This is a genomic window from Candidatus Pelagibacter sp. uisw_098 (assembly GCF_059512505.1).
Genome location: NZ_CM183454.1, coordinates 553144 through 569639 on the forward strand (window position 1 = coordinate 553144; position 16496 = coordinate 569639).

Sequence of the window (16496 nt, forward strand, 5' to 3'; positions counted from 1 at the left end):
AATGGCTAAAGTAAGTGCAATTCAAAAAAATGATAAAAGAATTAAACTTTCAGATAGGCTTTTTAAAAAAAGACTAGCACTGAAAAAAATTATTATGGATAAGAAGATTTCTCTTGAAGAAAGATTCAAAGCACAACAAAAATTATCTAATTTACCTAGAAACTCAGCAAAAAATAGAGTGATGAATAGGTGTCAAATTACTGGAAGACCACATGGTGTTTACAGAAAATTAAAAATATCAAGAATAGCCTTAAGAGACTTGGGATTACATGGATTAATTCCAGGTATGACGAAGTCGAGCTGGTAGAAAGGAATATATGAGTTTAAGTGACCCAATTGGGGATATGATAGCAAGAATTAAAAATGCTTTAGTGAGAAATCATAAAAAAGTTGCACTGCCATCTTCTAACTTTAAAGTAAAAATTGCAGATATTTTGAAAAATGAGGGATTTATTAAAGAATATAAGATTGATAATGCAGACAAAAAACCGGTTTTATCTATTGATCTAAAATATTATTCAGGAAATCCAGTTATCAGTACTTTTGAAAGAGTATCAAAGCCTGGTAGGAGAATTTTTTCAAGCGCTGATAGTTTGCCAAAAATCAATGGTGGACTTGGTGTTGCAATAGTTTCTACTCCAAAAGGCGTTATGACTGATGTCGATGCTAGAAAACAAAAAGTTGGTGGCGAAATAATCTGTAAGGTATTTTAATGTCTAAAATTGGTAAAATAAATATTTCAATCCCTGAAAAAGTTAAAGCAGTACTATCTGGTAGTGTTCTTAATATAGAAGGTCCATTAGGCAAAAAATCTCTTAATGTTGATCTAGAAATGTTTAATGTTGATATCACTGAAGGAAAAGAAATATCTATTAAACCAAAAAAAGTTGACCAAAATTCAAAAAGACTATGGGGAATGAATAGAAGTTTAATTAATAATGCCGTTATTGGATCTTCTACTGGTTATGAAAAAACACTCGAGCTAGTAGGTGTTGGATATAGAGCAGCATTAAAAGAAAAACAATTAAACCTTCAACTTGGCTATAGTCATGATATAAATTTTGACATACCAGAAGGAATTAAAATTGTTGTTGAAAAACAGACCACTGTTAAAGTAAGCGGATCTGACAAACAACAAGTTGGTATGGTTTGTTCAAAAATTAAATCTTTTAGAAAACCAGAGCCCTATAAAGGTAAAGGTATTAGAGAAAAAGGTCAGTATATATTAAGAAAAGAAGGAAAGAAAAAATAATGAAATTAAATGCTATAGATAGAAAAAAATTTAGAGTAACGAATAAAGTTAAAAAAGTTTCTTCTCCTGATAGATTCAGATTGAGTATTTCAAGATCTTTGAAAAATATATCAGCACAAATTATTGATGATGTGAAAAATATTACTTTGCTTTCTTCATCTTCTGTTGAAAAAGATATCAAAGCTATGGCTAAAGTTAACAAAACAGACATTTCTAAAATTGTTGCTGAAAAGCTAGCAAAAAAAGCTGTCGAGAAAAAAATAACAAAGATTTATTTTGATAGAGGAGTTTATAAATATCATGGTAGAGTCAAGGCATTCGCTGAAACGTTACGTAAAAATGGGATGGAGTTTTAATTATGGATTTTAAAAAGAAAAATGACGACGGTATTCTAGAAAAACTAGTTCATATTAACAGAATTACAAAAGTTGTAAAAGGTGGTCGTAGATTTGGTTTTTCAGCACTAGTTGTTGTAGGAAATCAAGCTGGTAAAATTGGTGTAGCTCACGCAAAAGCTAAACAAGTTCCCGATGCCATTAAAAAAGCAAATGAAAATGCTAGAAGAGTTTTAATTCATATTCCCCTAAGAGAAGGAAGAACTATTCATCATGATGTTTATGGTAAAGATGGTGCTGGTAAAATTATTTTAAGATCTGCACCTAAGGGAACTGGAATTATTGCTGGAGGACCCGTTAGAGCTGTTTGTGAAGTTTTAGGAATTAAAGACATCGTCGCTAAATCTATGGGAACATCAAACCCTCACAACATGATAAGAGCTACCATGAAAGCACTTTCAAAACAAAATTCACCAAAACATATAGCAACAATTAGAAATAAAAAAATTTCTGACGTAATTGAAAAAAGAGGATAATGAGCACATTAAACACTACTGGTAAAGTTTTATATAAAAAAAAAATGAGAGTTGGTCGAGGTATTGGATCAGGAAAAGGTAAAACTTCAGGAAGAGGAGTTAAGGGTCAAAAATCGAGATCTGGTGTTGCCATCAAAGCTTTTGAAGGTGGTCAAATGCCTCTATACAGAAGGTTACCCAAAAGAGGATTTAATGCTATTAAAAGATATCAAGATATCATAGCAATAATGAATCTTCAAAAAATACAATCTTATATTAATGAAAAAACTATCAATTCAAGTGAAGTAATAAACATCGCTTTACTTAAAAAGTTAAAATTGATCAATAAAAATTCGCAAAAATTAAAAATACTTGGTACAGGAGATATTAACGACAAGGTTAGTATTGAAGCTGATTTGATATCAAAATCTGCTGTAGTTAAATTAGAGAAAGCTGGCGGCACAATACAATTAAAAAAATAATTAAGATATTATGAGCTCATCTTCTCAAACTAATGATCTTAAAAATAGAATAATTTTTACAATATTCATTTTAGCAATTTACAGATTTGGTACTTTTGTGCCCATTCCAGGTATTGATCCAGAACAGTTACAAACCATGATGAGCGGCAATCAAAAAGGCTTACTTGGAATGTTTAATGTTTTTTCAGGAGGTGCTGTAAGTAGAATGGCAATTTTTGCACTAGGAATAATGCCATACATTTCCTCATCTATTATTGTTCAGTTATTAACTGGCGTGTCTGATTATTTTAAAAATTTAAAAGCTCAGGGAGAAACGGGTAGGGCTAAAATTACTCAAATAACAAGATATGGAACCGTTTTATTAGCCACTGTTCAAGGTTATGGTTTATCTATTGGTTTACAGTCTTCAGCAGATTTGGTTATTAATCCAGGGTTATTTTTTACGATAACAGCAGTCTCAACTATTGTTGCTGGAACAATGTTTTTAATGTGGCTTGGTGAACAGATAACTCAAAGAGGTATTGGTAATGGTATTTCATTGATTATTTTTGCTGGAATTGTTGCTGAAATACCAAGAGCATTAGTAACAACATTTGAATTAGGTAGAACTGGTGCTGTATCTACAATTATGATTATTGCAATATTTGTATTATTAGTTGGATCAATCATGTTCATTGTTTTCATGGAAAGAGCATTAAGAAAAATTCTGATAAATTACCCTAAAAGACAAATGGGAAATAAAATGTATGGTGGTGAATCTTCTCATTTACCTTTAAAGATTAACCAAGCAGGTGTTATACCAGCAATTTTTGCATCAGCTTTATTACTCTTGCCTGTAACTTTTTCTAATTTTAGTTTTTCAGATAATGATGCACTATTAAATATAAGTTCATACTTCACACAAGGCCAACCTCTTTATATGTTGCTATACGCATCAGGAATAATATTTTTTACTTTTTTCTACACCTCAATTACTTTCAACCCAACAGAAACTGCTGATAATTTAAGAAAATATGGTGGTTTTGTCCCAGGGATTAGACCTGGTGAAAATACAGCTCTATACATAGAAAAAATTGTAACTAAACTTACAACAATAGGAGCTCTTTATTTAACCATTGTATGTCTGATGCCAGAGTTTTTAATAGCGAATTACCCAATACCTTTCTACCTAGGTGGTACTTCAATTTTAATTGTTGTTGTTGTTGCCATTGATACAGTAACCCAAATACAAACTAGATTAATGAGTTCCCAATATGAGCAATTAATTAAAAAAACTAAATTTGGTAAATAATATTTGTGAATATAATTTTATTTGGTCCTCCTGGAGCTGGTAAGGGTACACAAGCACAATTTATTGTAAAAAAATATAACTACTTTCAATTATCAACTGGTAACATTTTAAGAGAAGAGGTTAAGTTAAAAACAGCTCTTGGTGTTGAAATAGAAAAATTAATATCTAATGGCAAATTCGTTTCTGATGAAACAGTGAATATATTGCTAAAACAATCTATTACGAATCTTAAATTTAGAGATCGAATTATTTTCGACGGATACCCTAGAAATATCAAACAGGCTAATAATTTAGAATCAATTTTAGCTGAGTTTGACCAAACTATTGGTCATATAATTTTTTTAAATGTTTCAAAAGACATTATTGAAAAACGTATTATGGGCAGGATGACATGTGATAAATGTAATATGACTTTAAATGAATTTTTTAATAAAGAGGAAATTGAGCTACACCCATGCGGTAAAGAGTTCCTTAAGAGGAGAAAAGATGATAATTTTGATGTAGTTGTAGCCAGATATGAGACTTATATGGAAACAACCAAACCAATCCTAGATTTTTACTCAAAAAATGCAAATTTCACAGAAATTGATGGAGCTTCTCAAATTGAGCAAATTAACAATAAAATCAATGATGTTCTTAATGTTAAAGGCGTTGACTTTAGAACATCTTCTTATATAAAAGGCTAAATTTATTCTCAAAAATATGGCTCGTATAGCAGGTGTAAACATTCCCCAAAACAAACTTGTCCACATAGGTCTAACGTACATCTATGGTATAGGTGATAGGTTTTCAAATCAGATTTGTACTTCATTAGAAATTCCTACTGCAAAAAGAATTAACGAATTAACAGATGATGATATTTTAAAAATTAGAGAATATATTGATGCAAATTTTAAAGTAGAAGGCGACCTTAGAAGAGACTATTCATTAACTATCAAAAGATTAATAGATCTTGCATGTTATAGAGGATCAAGACATAGAAAAAAACTTCCAGTTAGAGGACAAAGAACAAGATGTAATGCTAGAACTAGAAAAGGTAAGGCTATTGCAATTGCAGGTAAAAAATTAACACCACTTAAAAAATAATTAATTTATGGCCAAAGTAGATAAAGTAGAAAATTTAGATTCTGTTATAGAAAAAAAAGTTGAAAAAAAAGTAGATAAAAAATCTAAAAAAAGTTCATATTCAAAAAAGAAAAAAATTAAGAAACATATTCTTAATGGTATTGCTTATGTACAATCAACTTTTAATAATACAATAATTTCAATAGCTGACACTAATGGAAATGTTATTTCATGGGCATCGGCTGGACAAAAAGGTTTTAAAGGTTCGAGAAAATCAACTCCTTATGCTGCTCAGGTTGCTGCAGACTCTGCTGGGTCTAAAGCTTTAGAGTATGGAATGAAGACATTAACTGTACAGGTTAAGGGACCTGGGTCAGGAAGAGAAACTGCTTTAAGAGCATTACAAGCGAAAGGATTTAAGATTCTTTCAATAAAAGATACAACACCAATGCCACATAACGGCGTAAGACCACCAAAAAAAAGGAGAGTTTAGTAAATGGAAAGTTTAAATGTAAATGCTAAAAATTGGAAAGCATTAATTAAACCAGCTCAATTAGATGTTAAAATTAGTGATGACAAATCACAAGCTAAAATTATAGCTGAGCCATTAGAAAAAGGTTATGGTTTAACTTTAGGTAATTCTTTAAGAAGAATTCTGCTTTCATCTATTAGAGGTGCTGCTGTAACATCAATTCAAATTGATGGAGTGCTACATGAATTTACATCTATTAAAGGTGTTAGAGAAGATGTGACAGACATAGTTTTAAACGTTAAATCTTTAGCATTAAAAAGCTCTTCTGATAGTGCTAAAAAACTTATTTTAGATGCAAAGGGACCGGGCGAAATTAAAGCTTCTGATATAGAAGCTGTTACAGATATTGAGATTTTAAATCCTGATTTAGTTATTTGCAATTTAGATGAAAATACTCATTTTCACATGGAAATGAATGTTGGAACTGGAAAAGGTTATGTGCCTGCTGTAATGAATAAGCCAGAAGAACCACCTCTAGGTTTGATTGCAATAGATTCATTGTACAGTCCAGTGAAAAAGGTTTCATACGCTATAAGCACTGCTAGAGAGGGAAAAGCTCTGGATTACGATAAGTTAACCATGGAAGTTGAGACAAACGGTTCAATTTCAGCTGAAGATGCAGTCGCATATTCTGCAAGAATTTTCCAAGATCAACTTAATATGTTTGTCAATTTTGATGAACCTGTAGAAGCTCCAGTTAAAGAAGTTTCAACTGAGCCTGAGTTTAACAAAAATCTTTTAAGAAAAGTAGATGAGTTAGAATTATCAGTTCGTTCTATGAACTGTTTAAAAAATGATAACATAATTTATATAGGAGATCTCGTTCAAAAATCAGAAGGTGAGATGCTTAGAACTCCAAACTTTGGTAGAAAATCTTTAAATGAAATAAAAGAAGTTCTAACTGCAATGTCCTTATATTTGGGCATGGAAATTCCAAATTGGCCACCAGAGAATATAGCTGAAATGTCTAAGAAGTTAGAGGAGCAAATCTAATGAGACACGGAATGGCTAATAAGAAGTTAAATAGAACTTCTGAGCATAGAAAAGCACTGTTAAAGAATATGTTAAATTCCTTAATCAAATATGAACAGATTACTACTACACTTCCAAAAGCTAAATTCCTAAAACCTCAAGCTGATAAGATCATTACATTAGGGAAAAAAGAAACCTTACTAACAACAAAGATGTTGATGACTAAATTGCAAGACATCACTTCAGCTCGCAAGGTTACAAAAACTTTGTCTAAAAGATATGAAAAAAGAAATGGTGGATATACCAGAATTATCAAAGCTGGTTTTAGATATGGTGACAATGCACCTATGGCAGTAATTGAATTTGTTGATAGAGATGTTGAAGCAAAAAGAGTAGACAGAAAGAAAAAAGAACCAACTAAAGATCAAAACGAAGAAAAAAAATTAGCTACTGCTTAATTTTTTATATAAAATTATATCATCATGAAAAAGTCATTTAACGTTGATTCAACGTATAACGATATGCGTATTGATAGATGGATACGGAATAAGCTTGGCAATTACCCACAAGGGTTAATTGAAAAAAGTTTAAAAAGTGGAAAGGTCAAGATCAATAATAAAAAAGTAAAAAGCTCTCACAAAGTAAAAACAGGAGATATTGTTGATCTATTTAATTTTGATTTTAAAGAAACAATTGTTCAAAAAACAATTAAATTTGCACCATCTGAAGAAGTCATTAAAGAGAACGAAGATTTAATAATTGATAATAATGATGACTTCATTGTATTGAATAAAAGCTCCGGTATATCAGTTCAAGGTGGAACTAAATCTAAAAAAAATCTTGTAGATATTTTTGCACGTAGCGATATTTTTCAAAACACAAAACCTTTTTCAGTTCATAGATTAGATAAAGATACTTCAGGTGTTTTTATAATGGCTAAACATAGGGAAGCAGCACAATTGTTAACATCTCTATTTCGATTAAGAAAAGTTCACAAAACTTATTTAGCAATATGTCATGGTGAATTACAAAAAGTTTCTGGTGAATGGAATGATGACCTTACTAGATATGATAATGATAAAAAAATAATAGAAAAAGCAAGAACCACATATAAAGTTTTAGACAAAAATTCTATTTGTAGTTTGGTTGAAATGAAACCAATAACTGGCAGAAAACATCAGCTTAGAAAACAATTATATGCAATAGGTTCACCAATTTATGGAGATCAAAAATATAAATTTAGCAATACAGATAAAGCTATTAATAAAAATTTAATGCTTCATTCTTATCAAATTAAATTCATGATTAAGGATAAAAAATATACTTACACAGCACTCTTGCCAGATTATTTCAAAAAACTTTTAAAGACTAAAAGACTTAGATTCCCAAGTTCTTAGTAAAATTTTCAATAATTACATCACCCAAAACATTATAGTTTTGATTATTTATAGACTTGAGATTTGTTACACCTTTATCTGAAATTCCGCATGGAATGATACTTTGATATTTTGTAAGATCATTATTAATATTAATTGCAAATCCATGATATGCAATCCATTTGCTAACACGCACACCAATTGCTGCAACTTTCTTAATATTGGATTTATCACCAACCCAAATACCAATATTTTTTGGATCACCGAATGATTTAATGTTAAATTCAAATAAGCTTTCAATAATTGTTTTCTCGATTAAAGTTATAAATTTTCTAATATTTTTTTTTCTTTGTTTTAAATCTATGACAAAATAACAAATTAATTGTCCAGGACCATGATAGGTTATTTTGCCACCACGATTAGTTTTAATTATGTTTATTTCTTTATTTAAAATTTCCTCTTCTTTATAGTTATTGCCAGCTGTATATATTTCTTCATGTTCTAGGAGCCAAATTAAATCACTTTTTTTGTTATTATTTATATCCAGCAATCTTTCTTCCAAAATTTTTATTGCAATATCATATTTTACTGGGTTTATTGACTTTTTAATTTCTATATTCATTTATAAATTGTATTATTCTTATTATGCACTAAGAGTGCAAAATTGATTTATAGGTAAATTTATGTCTTTAATAAAAAAAATAAAAGATAAAAAAGTAAATTTTGAGTTTAATAAAGAATATTTAAAAGTTGTTAAAAATAAAATTACTAATAACGACGCTCAATTTATTACAAATTCATTTAATGAAATGCACCCAGCTGATGCAGCTGACATTATTGAACATCTTGGTCAAAATGATAGAGAAAGCTTAATAAAACTTAATAATTTTAATATAGATCCTGAGGTTTTTATTGAACTTAATGAATCCGTTCAATCTGAAATTATTGCTTACCTTTCTTCAGATTCAATTGTTAAACTTTTAAAAAACCTAGAGTCAGATGATGCAATTGCGATTTTAGAAAACGTAGATGAAAAAGATAAAAATGATATTTTAAGCTCATTACCTCCAAAAGATCGTTTTGCGTTACTTGAAAGTCTAAGTTACCCAGAAGACACTGCTGCAAGGATTATGCAGCGTGAATTTACAGCCATACCTAGCAATTGGTCAGTAGGACAAACAATTGACTATTTACGTGAAAACAAGGATTTACCTGAAGAGTTTTTAGAAATTTTTATTGTCGATGAGGGTTTTAAACCTATTGGAACGGTTCCATCATCTAAGGTTTTAACAACTTCTAGAGATACAAAAATGCTTTCCATTATGTCTGAGTCTCAATTGCTTATACCAGTTGATATGGATAAAGAAGAAGTTGGTAATGTCTTTGAGAATTATAATTTAAATTCTGCTGCTGTAGTTGACAAAACAAATAAATTAGTTGGCATGATTATGTATGATGATGTTTTAACTGTTTTAAAGGAAGAAGCAGAAGAAGATGCCTTAAGGTTAGCTGGTGTAGGTGATGAAGAAATTACAGATGGTGTTCTTAAAAAAACTAAAAGAAGATTTAACTGGCTTCTACTAAATCTCTTCACTGCATTTCTTGCAACTTGGGTCATTAGTTTATTTGGTGCAACAATAGAACAGATGGTTGTTTTAGCTTTTTTAATGCCGATTGTTGCTTCTATGGGTGGTAATGCTGGCATGCAAACATTAGCTGTTACAGTTAGAACTTTAGCAACAAATGATTTAACAAAAAATAATTTTTCTCAGAATATTTTAAAAGAATTTAACATAGGCATTTTGAATGGTATTATTTTTGCAACAATTAGTGCACTTGTTGTGCAAATTTGGTTCCAAGATTCCCTACTTTCAATGATTATTTCTATGTCAATGATTGTCACAATGATAGTGGCTGGATTATTTGGAATTTTAGTTCCAATAACTTTAAAAAAAATGGATATTGATCCCGCTATAGCATCTAGTGTATTTGTAACTACGATAACCGATGTTATTGGGTTTGTGTCGTTCTTAGGTGTGAGTGCTTATTTTCTTTAAAAGTTATCTATTAATCTTACATTATTTAAATAATAAGCTACAAAAAGTTTAAACGATTTAGTGTTAATATTTGTGCTTAAGTTAACTATATTGCGACACTCTAAATATTCAATCTTAACATGATACTCTTTAATTAAATTTTTTTTAATTAAAGGTAATAGTGTTTTGGATTTTTTTTTATTTTTATAAATTTTTTTTTTTAAGATGAGTAATTTATTAGTAATTATCTTTAACGTATTAAGATTAGTTTTGTTTAATAAGTTATTTCTTGATGATAAAGCGATCATATTTGAATCTCTAATAGTTTTGCAGCAATAAACTTTAGTTTTAGAATTTTTTTCAATGAAGTTTTTAACTAAAAAAAATTGCTGATAATCTTTTTCACCCATAAACATGTACATTGGTGATATTATTTTTACAAAACGATTCAAAATGTCAAGCACACCTTCAAAGTGACCTTTTCTAAATTTTGCACACATTATCTTTTGTGATTTATTTAATAAAGTTTTAGGCAACTGTTCATTAAAAATTTGTGCTACAGTAGGTAGATATACAAAATCAACTTTCAATCTTTTAAGAATCTTAAGATCTTTATTTAAGCATCTGGGGTAATTTTTATAGTCCTTTTTGTTATTGAATTGTGTCGGGTTAACAAAAATAGTAACTATAGTTTTTTTGCACTTTTTTTGTGATTTTTTTATAAGAGCTTCATGACCCTTATGTAGGCTACCCATTGTAGGAACAAACCCTAATCTTTTCTCTTTATTAATTGCCTTATTTAAATCAGTTATTTGTTTTATTAATTTCATTTGTAATAATAATATTAATAAGTAAAACATTTATATGATTAAACAAGCTATAATTCCTTTAGCAGGACTTGGAACAAGACTGCTTCCATTAACAAGTGTTTTCGCAAAAGAACTTTTACCCATCAACGGCAAGCCCGGTATAGAGTATATTCTTGACGAATGCATTGAAGCTGGAATTAAAGAAGTTATTTTTATCATATCAAAAAAGAAATTAATGATTAAAAAATATTTTTATAATGATAAGTTTTATAAGAATATTATTAAACGTAAAAAAGATTCTCGCATTATAAAGGAATATAAAAAAATCTTGAAATATAAAAAAATGATTAAATTTGTTTTTCAGGACAAACCGCTTGGCACAGGAGATGCGGTGCTTAAAACCAGAAGATTTATAAAAGATAATTATTTTCTTATGTTGTTACCGGATGATTTAATCATTAAACACAATTGCTCAAAATCCATGATTGCTACACACATAAAATTTAACTCATCTGTTATGGCCAGCATGAAAGTTAATAAAAATGAAGTTTCAAGATGGGGTATTTATGATATTAAAAAGAAAATTGACAATATGAATTTCATTATTAAAAGTGTAGTAGAAAAACCAACTATTAAACAAGCACCTTCTACGAAGGCTGTTATTGGAAGGTATATATTACCTAAAACAATTTTTAGTAAATTACTCAACCTTAAACCAAACAAAGGTGGGGAAATTCATATTACTGATGCAATACAATCATTGATTAATGAGAATAATAAATTTGTTGGCCATAATTTTTCTGGTAAATATTTAGATTGTGGAACAATGAAAGGCTACATTAATTCAGGTTTGGAGATAGTTAAAAAATGAAATTATGTATGATTGGCACTGGATATGTAGGGTTGGTTAGTGGTGTTTGTTTTTCAGATCTTGGTAACGATGTTATTTGTGTGGATCGTGATACAAAAAAAATTGAAAATTTGAAAAAAGGTATTATTCCGATATATGAACCCGGATTAGACGAGCTTGTTCTAAAAAACTATAAAAATGATAGATTAAAGTTTTCAACAAATTTAAAAGACTCTATTTCTAAGTCAGATATTGTTTTCATTTGTGTTGGTACTCCTACTAAAAAAAATGGCAGTGCTGCAGATTTAAGTCAAATATTTGATGTCGCTAAAGAAATTAGATCTTCTATATCTAAATTTAAAATTATTATTACTAAATCAACCGTGCCTGTAACAACAGGCGATGAGATTGAAAAGATTATTTCGCAAAAAGTTTCTAAGAAATTATTCTCTGTAATTTCAAATCCAGAATTTTTAAGAGAAGGTGAGGCCATAAGAGACTTTACTTATCCTGATAGAATTATAATTGGGTGCAATGATAAAAAATCCAATACAATTTTAAAAAATCTTTACTCACCGTTAATATCAAAAGGAGCAAAGTATGTTAATAGCTCAAGAAGATCTGCTGAACTAATAAAATATGCATCTAATGCTTTTTTAGCAACTAAGATAACTTTTATTAATGAACTCGCAAATTTATGTGAAAAACTAGACATTAATGTTGAGGATATTTCTATTGGTATGGGCTTAGATAAAAGAATTGGAGGACGTTTTTTGAGAGCTGGTCCTGCTTATGGTGGTTCATGTTTCCCAAAAGATACTAAAGCTATAACTACTACAGCTGATAAATTTAAAACAAATTTATCTGTTATTAAAAGTGTTATTAAATCTAATGAAAATAGATCTTCATTATTGTTAAAACGGATTTTCGACATATTAAGAGGTAAAATTAAAAAGAAAAAAATATGTTTTTTAGGCGTAACTTTTAAGGCTAATACAGATGATATGAGAGATTCGCCTTGTTTAAGTATGATACCTTCTTTAATTAAGAATGGTGCAGTCATTAATTACTTTGATCCCACTGGTGAAAAAAAAGAATTTAAGAAAATAAGGAATGTTAGTTTTTCAAAAGATATTAGTTCAGCAATTAAAGACTCAGATTTAATAATAATTCACACTGAATGGAATGATTTTAAATCAATAAATTTTAAAAAAAATATTATAAAAAAAAAGTTCACAATATTTGATATGAGAAATATTTACTCATTAACAAAAATGAAAAAGCAGAAAATTAGATATTTTGCTATTGGCTGTTAATTTAATTCAAAAATAGCATCGACTTCAACAGAAACACCCAGAGGTAAACTATTTGTGCTTACAGCCGCTCGTGTATGCATTCCAGCATCACCAAATACTGATACTATTAAATCAGATGCTCCATTTATTACTTTAGGCTGTTCTATAAAATTTTCTGTTGAATTAACAAATCCAGTTAATTTTATACAAGATTTAATTCTTGTTAAATCATCATTGCAGGCCTTTTTAACTTGTGAAATTATATTTAAGCCACATCTTTTAGCAGCTTCATAACCATCTTCTGTTTTTAATTCTCTTCCAACTTTACCTTTTATCAAATCACCATTTGCCGCTGTTGAAATTTGACCTGATATAAAAAGCATTTTACCAATAATCTTTGATGCTACATATGATCCAACTGGATCTCTTGCTTCTGGCAATTGTAATTTTAATTCTTTAATTTTTTCTTCAAAATTCATATTTATTTACCTTTTTTCTTTTTTTTTGATTTCTTATTTTTATCGTATTCTTTTCTTTTCTCAATTAATATTAAAGCTTCTTCCATGTTAAGTTCTAAGGGGTCTTTTTCCTCTGGTATCGTTGCATTAAGAGATTTATACTTAATATAGGGCCCATATTGACCCTTCATTACTCTAACAGGTTTTTTGTCCCCAGGGTGTTCCCCAAGATCTTTTATAATTGATGCAGACATTCTACCTGGCTTAGCCTCTGCTATTAGGGTGATTGCCCTGTTAAGACCAATTGAAAATATTTCTTCAACATTTTCAATTCTTGCTGATTTATTTTCACATTTTAGATATGGGCCAAATCTTCCTGAATTTAATATTATATCTTTTTGATTTTCAGGGTTAATACCTAAACTTTTAGGTAATGAGCACAAAAATTTAGCTCTATCCAGATCCACACTATTCAATGCAATTCCTTTAGGTATAGAAACATTTCTTAAATTATTGTCTTCTTTTTCTATCTTCTTTTTTTTTGTTTTCTTTTTTTTTTTGTTTCAGCAATAACTTCTTCTTTTATTTCCTCAATTTGTTCATACTGTAAGTAGGGGCCAAATCTTCCGTTTTTAAGATACATGTCATTACCATTTTCATGTTTTCCTATAAACTTTGGTTCACCTAGTTGAGATTGAGCGGCTGCTTTAGCTTTAGACAGAGGTCTAGTAAATTTACAATCTGGATAATTTGAACAACCTATAAAAGCACCACCTCTAAAACTATTTTTTAAACTTAATGATCCACTGTCACATAACTTACATTGCCTATTAATACTTCCATCTTTATCTCTTTCAAAAATTAAATTACCTAGGCTATCATTTAATAGATCTAAAACTTCTCTAGTTCTTTTTTCCTTAACGTCAGACACATTTTGATTAAAATCTTTCCAAAATAACTCTAGAACTTTTATCCACCCTTCCTTACCGGTAGTAATGTCATCAAGTTGGCTTTCTAAACTTGCAGTAAAGTTATAGTCAACATATTTGGAAAAAAGTTTTTCAAGAAAAGCAGAAATTAATTTACCACGATCTGTTGGGTGAAATCTTTTATTAATTGCCTCTGCATACCCTCTAGTAGATATAACAGATATTATACTTGCATAAGTTGAAGGTCTTCCAATACCCAGTTCTTCTAATTTCTTAACTAAACTTGCCTCTGAGTATCTTGGTGGTGGCTGTGTAAAATGCTGTTCATCTAATAGACTCTCTATATTAACAGGACCTTTGTTCATTTCAGGAAGAATATCTTCATCATCTTTTTTTGTATCTTTCATAACCTTTAAGAAACCATCAAATTTAATAACAGAGCCACTAGCCTTACAGACTGTTCCATTATCATCTGAACTTATCGTAATAGTATTTCTATCAAATTGAGCGGGTTTCATTTGAGAGGATAGGGCTCTACTCCAAATTAAATCGTATAATTTATGTTGATCTGGACTTAGATATTTTTTAACTGTATCTGGTGCACGCATAATATCCGTAGGTCTAATTGCTTCATGGGCTTCTTGAGCATTTTTAGCCTTTTTACCAGAATAACTTGCTGCATTATCTGGAATATATTCATCGCCAAACTCATTTTTTATATATTTCCTGAAAGTGTCTATAGCGTCTGTAGATAGATTGGTGCCATCTGTTCGCATGTACGTGATAAGACCAATAGTTTCACCGTCTATTTCTATACCTTGATAAAGTTTTTGAGCTATCTGCATTGTTCGTGACGCTCCAAATCCTAGTCTACCAGAAGAAACTTGCTGTAATGTAGAGGTAGTAAAAGGGCCTAAAGGGTTTCTGTTAACAACTTTGCTTGAGATGTCATTTATATTAAATTTCTTAAATTTAACTTCTTCAATTGCTTTATCAATTTCAGCTTTATTTTTAAAAGAAAATTTTTCAATTTTTTTATCATTCAATTGAGTGATACTTGCTAATATAGAATTTTTAGCATTATCGTCGAATTGAACACTTAAAGTCCAAAATTCCTCAGGATCAAAAAGCTCTATTTCGTGTTCTCGTTCTGTAATTAATTTTAAAGCAACTGACTGAACACGCCCTGCTGATTTAGAACCAGGCAGTTTTGTCCATAAAATTGGTGATATGTTAAAGCCAACTAAATAGTCCAAGGCTCTTCTAGCCATATAAGCATCAACAAGTAGTGGCTCGATTTGTCGTGGGTTTTCAATTCCATGAATAACTGCTTTTTTTGTAATTTCGTTAAAAACAACTCTTTCTACATTTTTGTCTTTAATTAATTTTTTCTCATTTAAATATTCTTTAACATGCCAAGCGATCGCTTCACCTTCACGGTCAGGGTCAGTTGCTAGTATAATTTTTGAAGAAATTTTAGCTGCATCTGTAATTTTTTTAAGATATTTTTTAGAAAAACTATCCACTTCCCATTCCATTTTAAAATTATTATCTGGATCAACAGAACCGTTTTTCGAGGGAAGATCTCTAATATGACCATAACTTGCTAACACAATATAACCATCACCTAGATATTTATTGATAGTTTTTGCTTTAGCTGGACTTTCTACGACTACAAGATTCATTACTAAACAAATTACTTAAAAGACTTAGATAGTCAAATCAATAAATTTTAGTCTTACTTTCTTCTTTGTTTTTCAATCGTTTGACGTTTTCTCTGTGTGTGTAGAATATAAGCACAAACATTATTATAAAAAATATTGAATTATAATTTTCAAAAATTATTAAATAAATTGGAACCATTAAACTACCAACTAGTGATGAAAGTGATGAGTATTTTGAAATAAGAAATGTAACAGCCCAACTAACAATAAATACTAAACCTAAAAGTATGTTTATAGAAAATAATATTCCAACATATGTTGCAACACCCTTGCCCCCTTTAAACTTAAGCCATATTGGAAAAACGTGACCTAAAAATGCGCTTAATGATGAAATAAAGATATAATCGGGATAATTAAATTTTACATATAAAACAGGCAATACAGCTTTTGCTATATCCAGTAATAAAGTTGCGTAGCCTAATGTTTTATTACCTGTTCTAAGAGCGTTTGTAGCTCCAATGTTTCCTGAGCCAATATCTCTAATATCTTTTTTTAAAAATATTTTTGTAAGTATAAAACCAAAAGGTATTGATCCTAATAAATATGAGCTTAATGCAACAATTAAATATTCCATT

At 29.6% G+C, this 16496-nt stretch carries 20 protein-coding genes and 1 pseudogene; 16 read left to right on the top strand and 5 right to left on the bottom strand.

All coding sequences use genetic code 11. The features are described from left to right. The first annotated feature begins 1 nt into the window (after position 1). From rpsN to AC5YF9_RS03020, 13 genes are read left to right on the top strand one after another with little or no spacing between them, the layout of a single operon-like run. Positions 2 to 307, top strand: coding sequence for a 30S ribosomal protein S14 (rpsN, locus tag AC5YF9_RS02960; RefSeq protein WP_415304626.1), 306 nt, complete (start codon positions 2 to 4; stop codon positions 305 to 307). Positions 308 to 317: 10 nt separating this feature from the next. Then, positions 318 to 713, top strand: coding sequence for a 30S ribosomal protein S8 (gene rpsH, locus AC5YF9_RS02965; protein ID WP_415304628.1), 396 nt, complete (start codon positions 318 to 320; stop codon positions 711 to 713). Next, entirely contained in the window at positions 713 to 1252 is a 540-nt protein-coding gene (gene rplF / locus AC5YF9_RS02970; RefSeq protein WP_415304630.1) for a 50S ribosomal protein L6, read from the top strand. Before rpsH ends, rplF begins: the two co-directional genes overlap by 1 nt. Continuing rightward, on the top strand, positions 1252 to 1608 hold the full coding sequence (rplR, locus tag AC5YF9_RS02975) for a 50S ribosomal protein L18 (protein WP_496169943.1): 357 nt from the start codon (positions 1252 to 1254) through the stop codon (positions 1606 to 1608). Before rplF ends, rplR begins: the two co-directional genes overlap by 1 nt. 2 nt (positions 1609 to 1610) lie before the next feature. After that, complete coding sequence (gene rpsE / locus AC5YF9_RS02980; protein WP_415304634.1) at positions 1611 to 2123, top strand: 30S ribosomal protein S5; 513 nt, start codon at positions 1611 to 1613, stop codon at positions 2121 to 2123. Then, positions 2123 to 2584, top strand: coding sequence for a 50S ribosomal protein L15 (gene rplO, locus AC5YF9_RS02985; RefSeq protein ID WP_415304636.1), 462 nt, complete (start codon positions 2123 to 2125; stop codon positions 2582 to 2584). Before rpsE ends, rplO begins: the two co-directional genes overlap by 1 nt. 10 nt (positions 2585 to 2594) lie before the next feature. Then, positions 2595 to 3875, top strand: coding sequence for a preprotein translocase subunit SecY (gene secY, locus AC5YF9_RS02990; RefSeq protein ID WP_415304638.1), 1281 nt, complete (start codon positions 2595 to 2597; stop codon positions 3873 to 3875). 5 nt (positions 3876 to 3880) lie between these two features. Next, a complete protein-coding gene (locus AC5YF9_RS02995) occupies positions 3881 to 4561 on the top strand; it encodes an adenylate kinase (RefSeq protein ID WP_415304639.1) in 681 nt (226 codons plus the stop codon). A gap of 16 nt (positions 4562 to 4577) precedes the next feature. Continuing rightward, positions 4578 to 4961: a 30S ribosomal protein S13 gene (gene rpsM / locus AC5YF9_RS03000; protein WP_415304641.1), complete on the top strand. Its 384-nt coding sequence runs from the start codon at positions 4578 to 4580 to the stop codon at positions 4959 to 4961. Between the two features lie 7 nt (positions 4962 to 4968). After that, the gene (rpsK, locus tag AC5YF9_RS03005; RefSeq protein ID WP_415304643.1) at positions 4969 to 5433 is read left to right on the top strand and encodes a 30S ribosomal protein S11; all 465 of its coding nucleotides are present in this window, start codon (positions 4969 to 4971) and stop codon (positions 5431 to 5433) included. Positions 5434 to 5436: 3 nt separating this feature from the next. Continuing rightward, complete coding sequence (locus AC5YF9_RS03010; protein WP_415304645.1) at positions 5437 to 6465, top strand: DNA-directed RNA polymerase subunit alpha; 1029 nt, start codon at positions 5437 to 5439, stop codon at positions 6463 to 6465. Beyond that, entirely contained in the window at positions 6465 to 6902 is a 438-nt protein-coding gene (gene rplQ / locus AC5YF9_RS03015) for a 50S ribosomal protein L17 (protein WP_415304647.1), read from the top strand. The genes AC5YF9_RS03010 and rplQ overlap by 1 nt, the downstream gene beginning before the upstream one ends. Positions 6903 to 6926: 24 nt before the next feature. After that, positions 6927 to 7841, top strand: a complete 915-nt coding sequence (locus tag AC5YF9_RS03020; protein ID WP_415304648.1) for an RluA family pseudouridine synthase — start codon at positions 6927 to 6929, stop codon at positions 7839 to 7841. Here the strand turns inward: AC5YF9_RS03020 and lipB are convergent. After that, positions 7822 to 8442 (bottom strand): lipoyl(octanoyl) transferase LipB, encoded by a 621-nt coding sequence (gene lipB, locus AC5YF9_RS03025; protein WP_415304650.1) that lies wholly within the window; start codon positions 8440 to 8442, stop codon positions 7822 to 7824. The two genes, AC5YF9_RS03020 and lipB, sit on opposite strands and share 20 nt — an antisense overlap. 61 nt (positions 8443 to 8503) lie before the next feature. Between lipB and mgtE the strand changes: the two genes are divergently transcribed. Then, the gene (gene mgtE / locus AC5YF9_RS03030) at positions 8504 to 9877 is read left to right on the top strand and encodes a magnesium transporter (RefSeq protein ID WP_415304652.1); all 1374 of its coding nucleotides are present in this window, start codon (positions 8504 to 8506) and stop codon (positions 9875 to 9877) included. On the opposite strand, the gene AC5YF9_RS03035 is transcribed toward mgtE, so the two are convergent. Continuing rightward, a complete protein-coding gene (locus AC5YF9_RS03035) occupies positions 9874 to 10716 on the bottom strand; it encodes a pantoate--beta-alanine ligase (RefSeq protein WP_415304654.1) in 843 nt (280 codons plus the stop codon). The genes mgtE and AC5YF9_RS03035 overlap by 4 nt on opposite strands. Before the next feature lie 4 nt (positions 10717 to 10720). Here AC5YF9_RS03035 and AC5YF9_RS03040 point away from each other — a divergent pair, with 4 nt between their 5' ends. Both AC5YF9_RS03040 and AC5YF9_RS03045 read left to right on the top strand, forming a co-directional pair. Then, positions 10721 to 11536 (top strand): sugar phosphate nucleotidyltransferase, encoded by an 816-nt coding sequence (locus AC5YF9_RS03040; RefSeq protein ID WP_415304656.1) that lies wholly within the window; start codon positions 10721 to 10723, stop codon positions 11534 to 11536. Next, positions 11533 to 12831: a UDP-glucose dehydrogenase family protein gene (locus AC5YF9_RS03045; RefSeq protein ID WP_415304658.1), complete on the top strand. Its 1299-nt coding sequence runs from the start codon at positions 11533 to 11535 to the stop codon at positions 12829 to 12831. Before AC5YF9_RS03040 ends, AC5YF9_RS03045 begins: the two co-directional genes overlap by 4 nt. Here the strand turns inward: AC5YF9_RS03045 and AC5YF9_RS03050 are convergent. The 3 genes and pseudogenes from AC5YF9_RS03050 to plsY form a co-directional block, all read right to left on the bottom strand. Next, a complete protein-coding gene (locus AC5YF9_RS03050; protein WP_415304660.1) occupies positions 12828 to 13289 on the bottom strand; it encodes a RidA family protein in 462 nt (153 codons plus the stop codon). The genes AC5YF9_RS03045 and AC5YF9_RS03050 overlap by 4 nt on opposite strands. A gap of 2 nt (positions 13290 to 13291) precedes the next feature. Further along, positions 13292 to 15882 (bottom strand): annotated as a pseudogene (gene topA, locus AC5YF9_RS03055) (type I DNA topoisomerase). Positions 15883 to 15919: 37 nt separating this feature from the next. After that, positions 15920 to 16495, bottom strand: coding sequence for a glycerol-3-phosphate 1-O-acyltransferase PlsY (gene plsY / locus AC5YF9_RS03060; protein WP_415304663.1), 576 nt, complete (start codon positions 16493 to 16495; stop codon positions 15920 to 15922). Position 16496 lies beyond the last annotated feature (1 nt).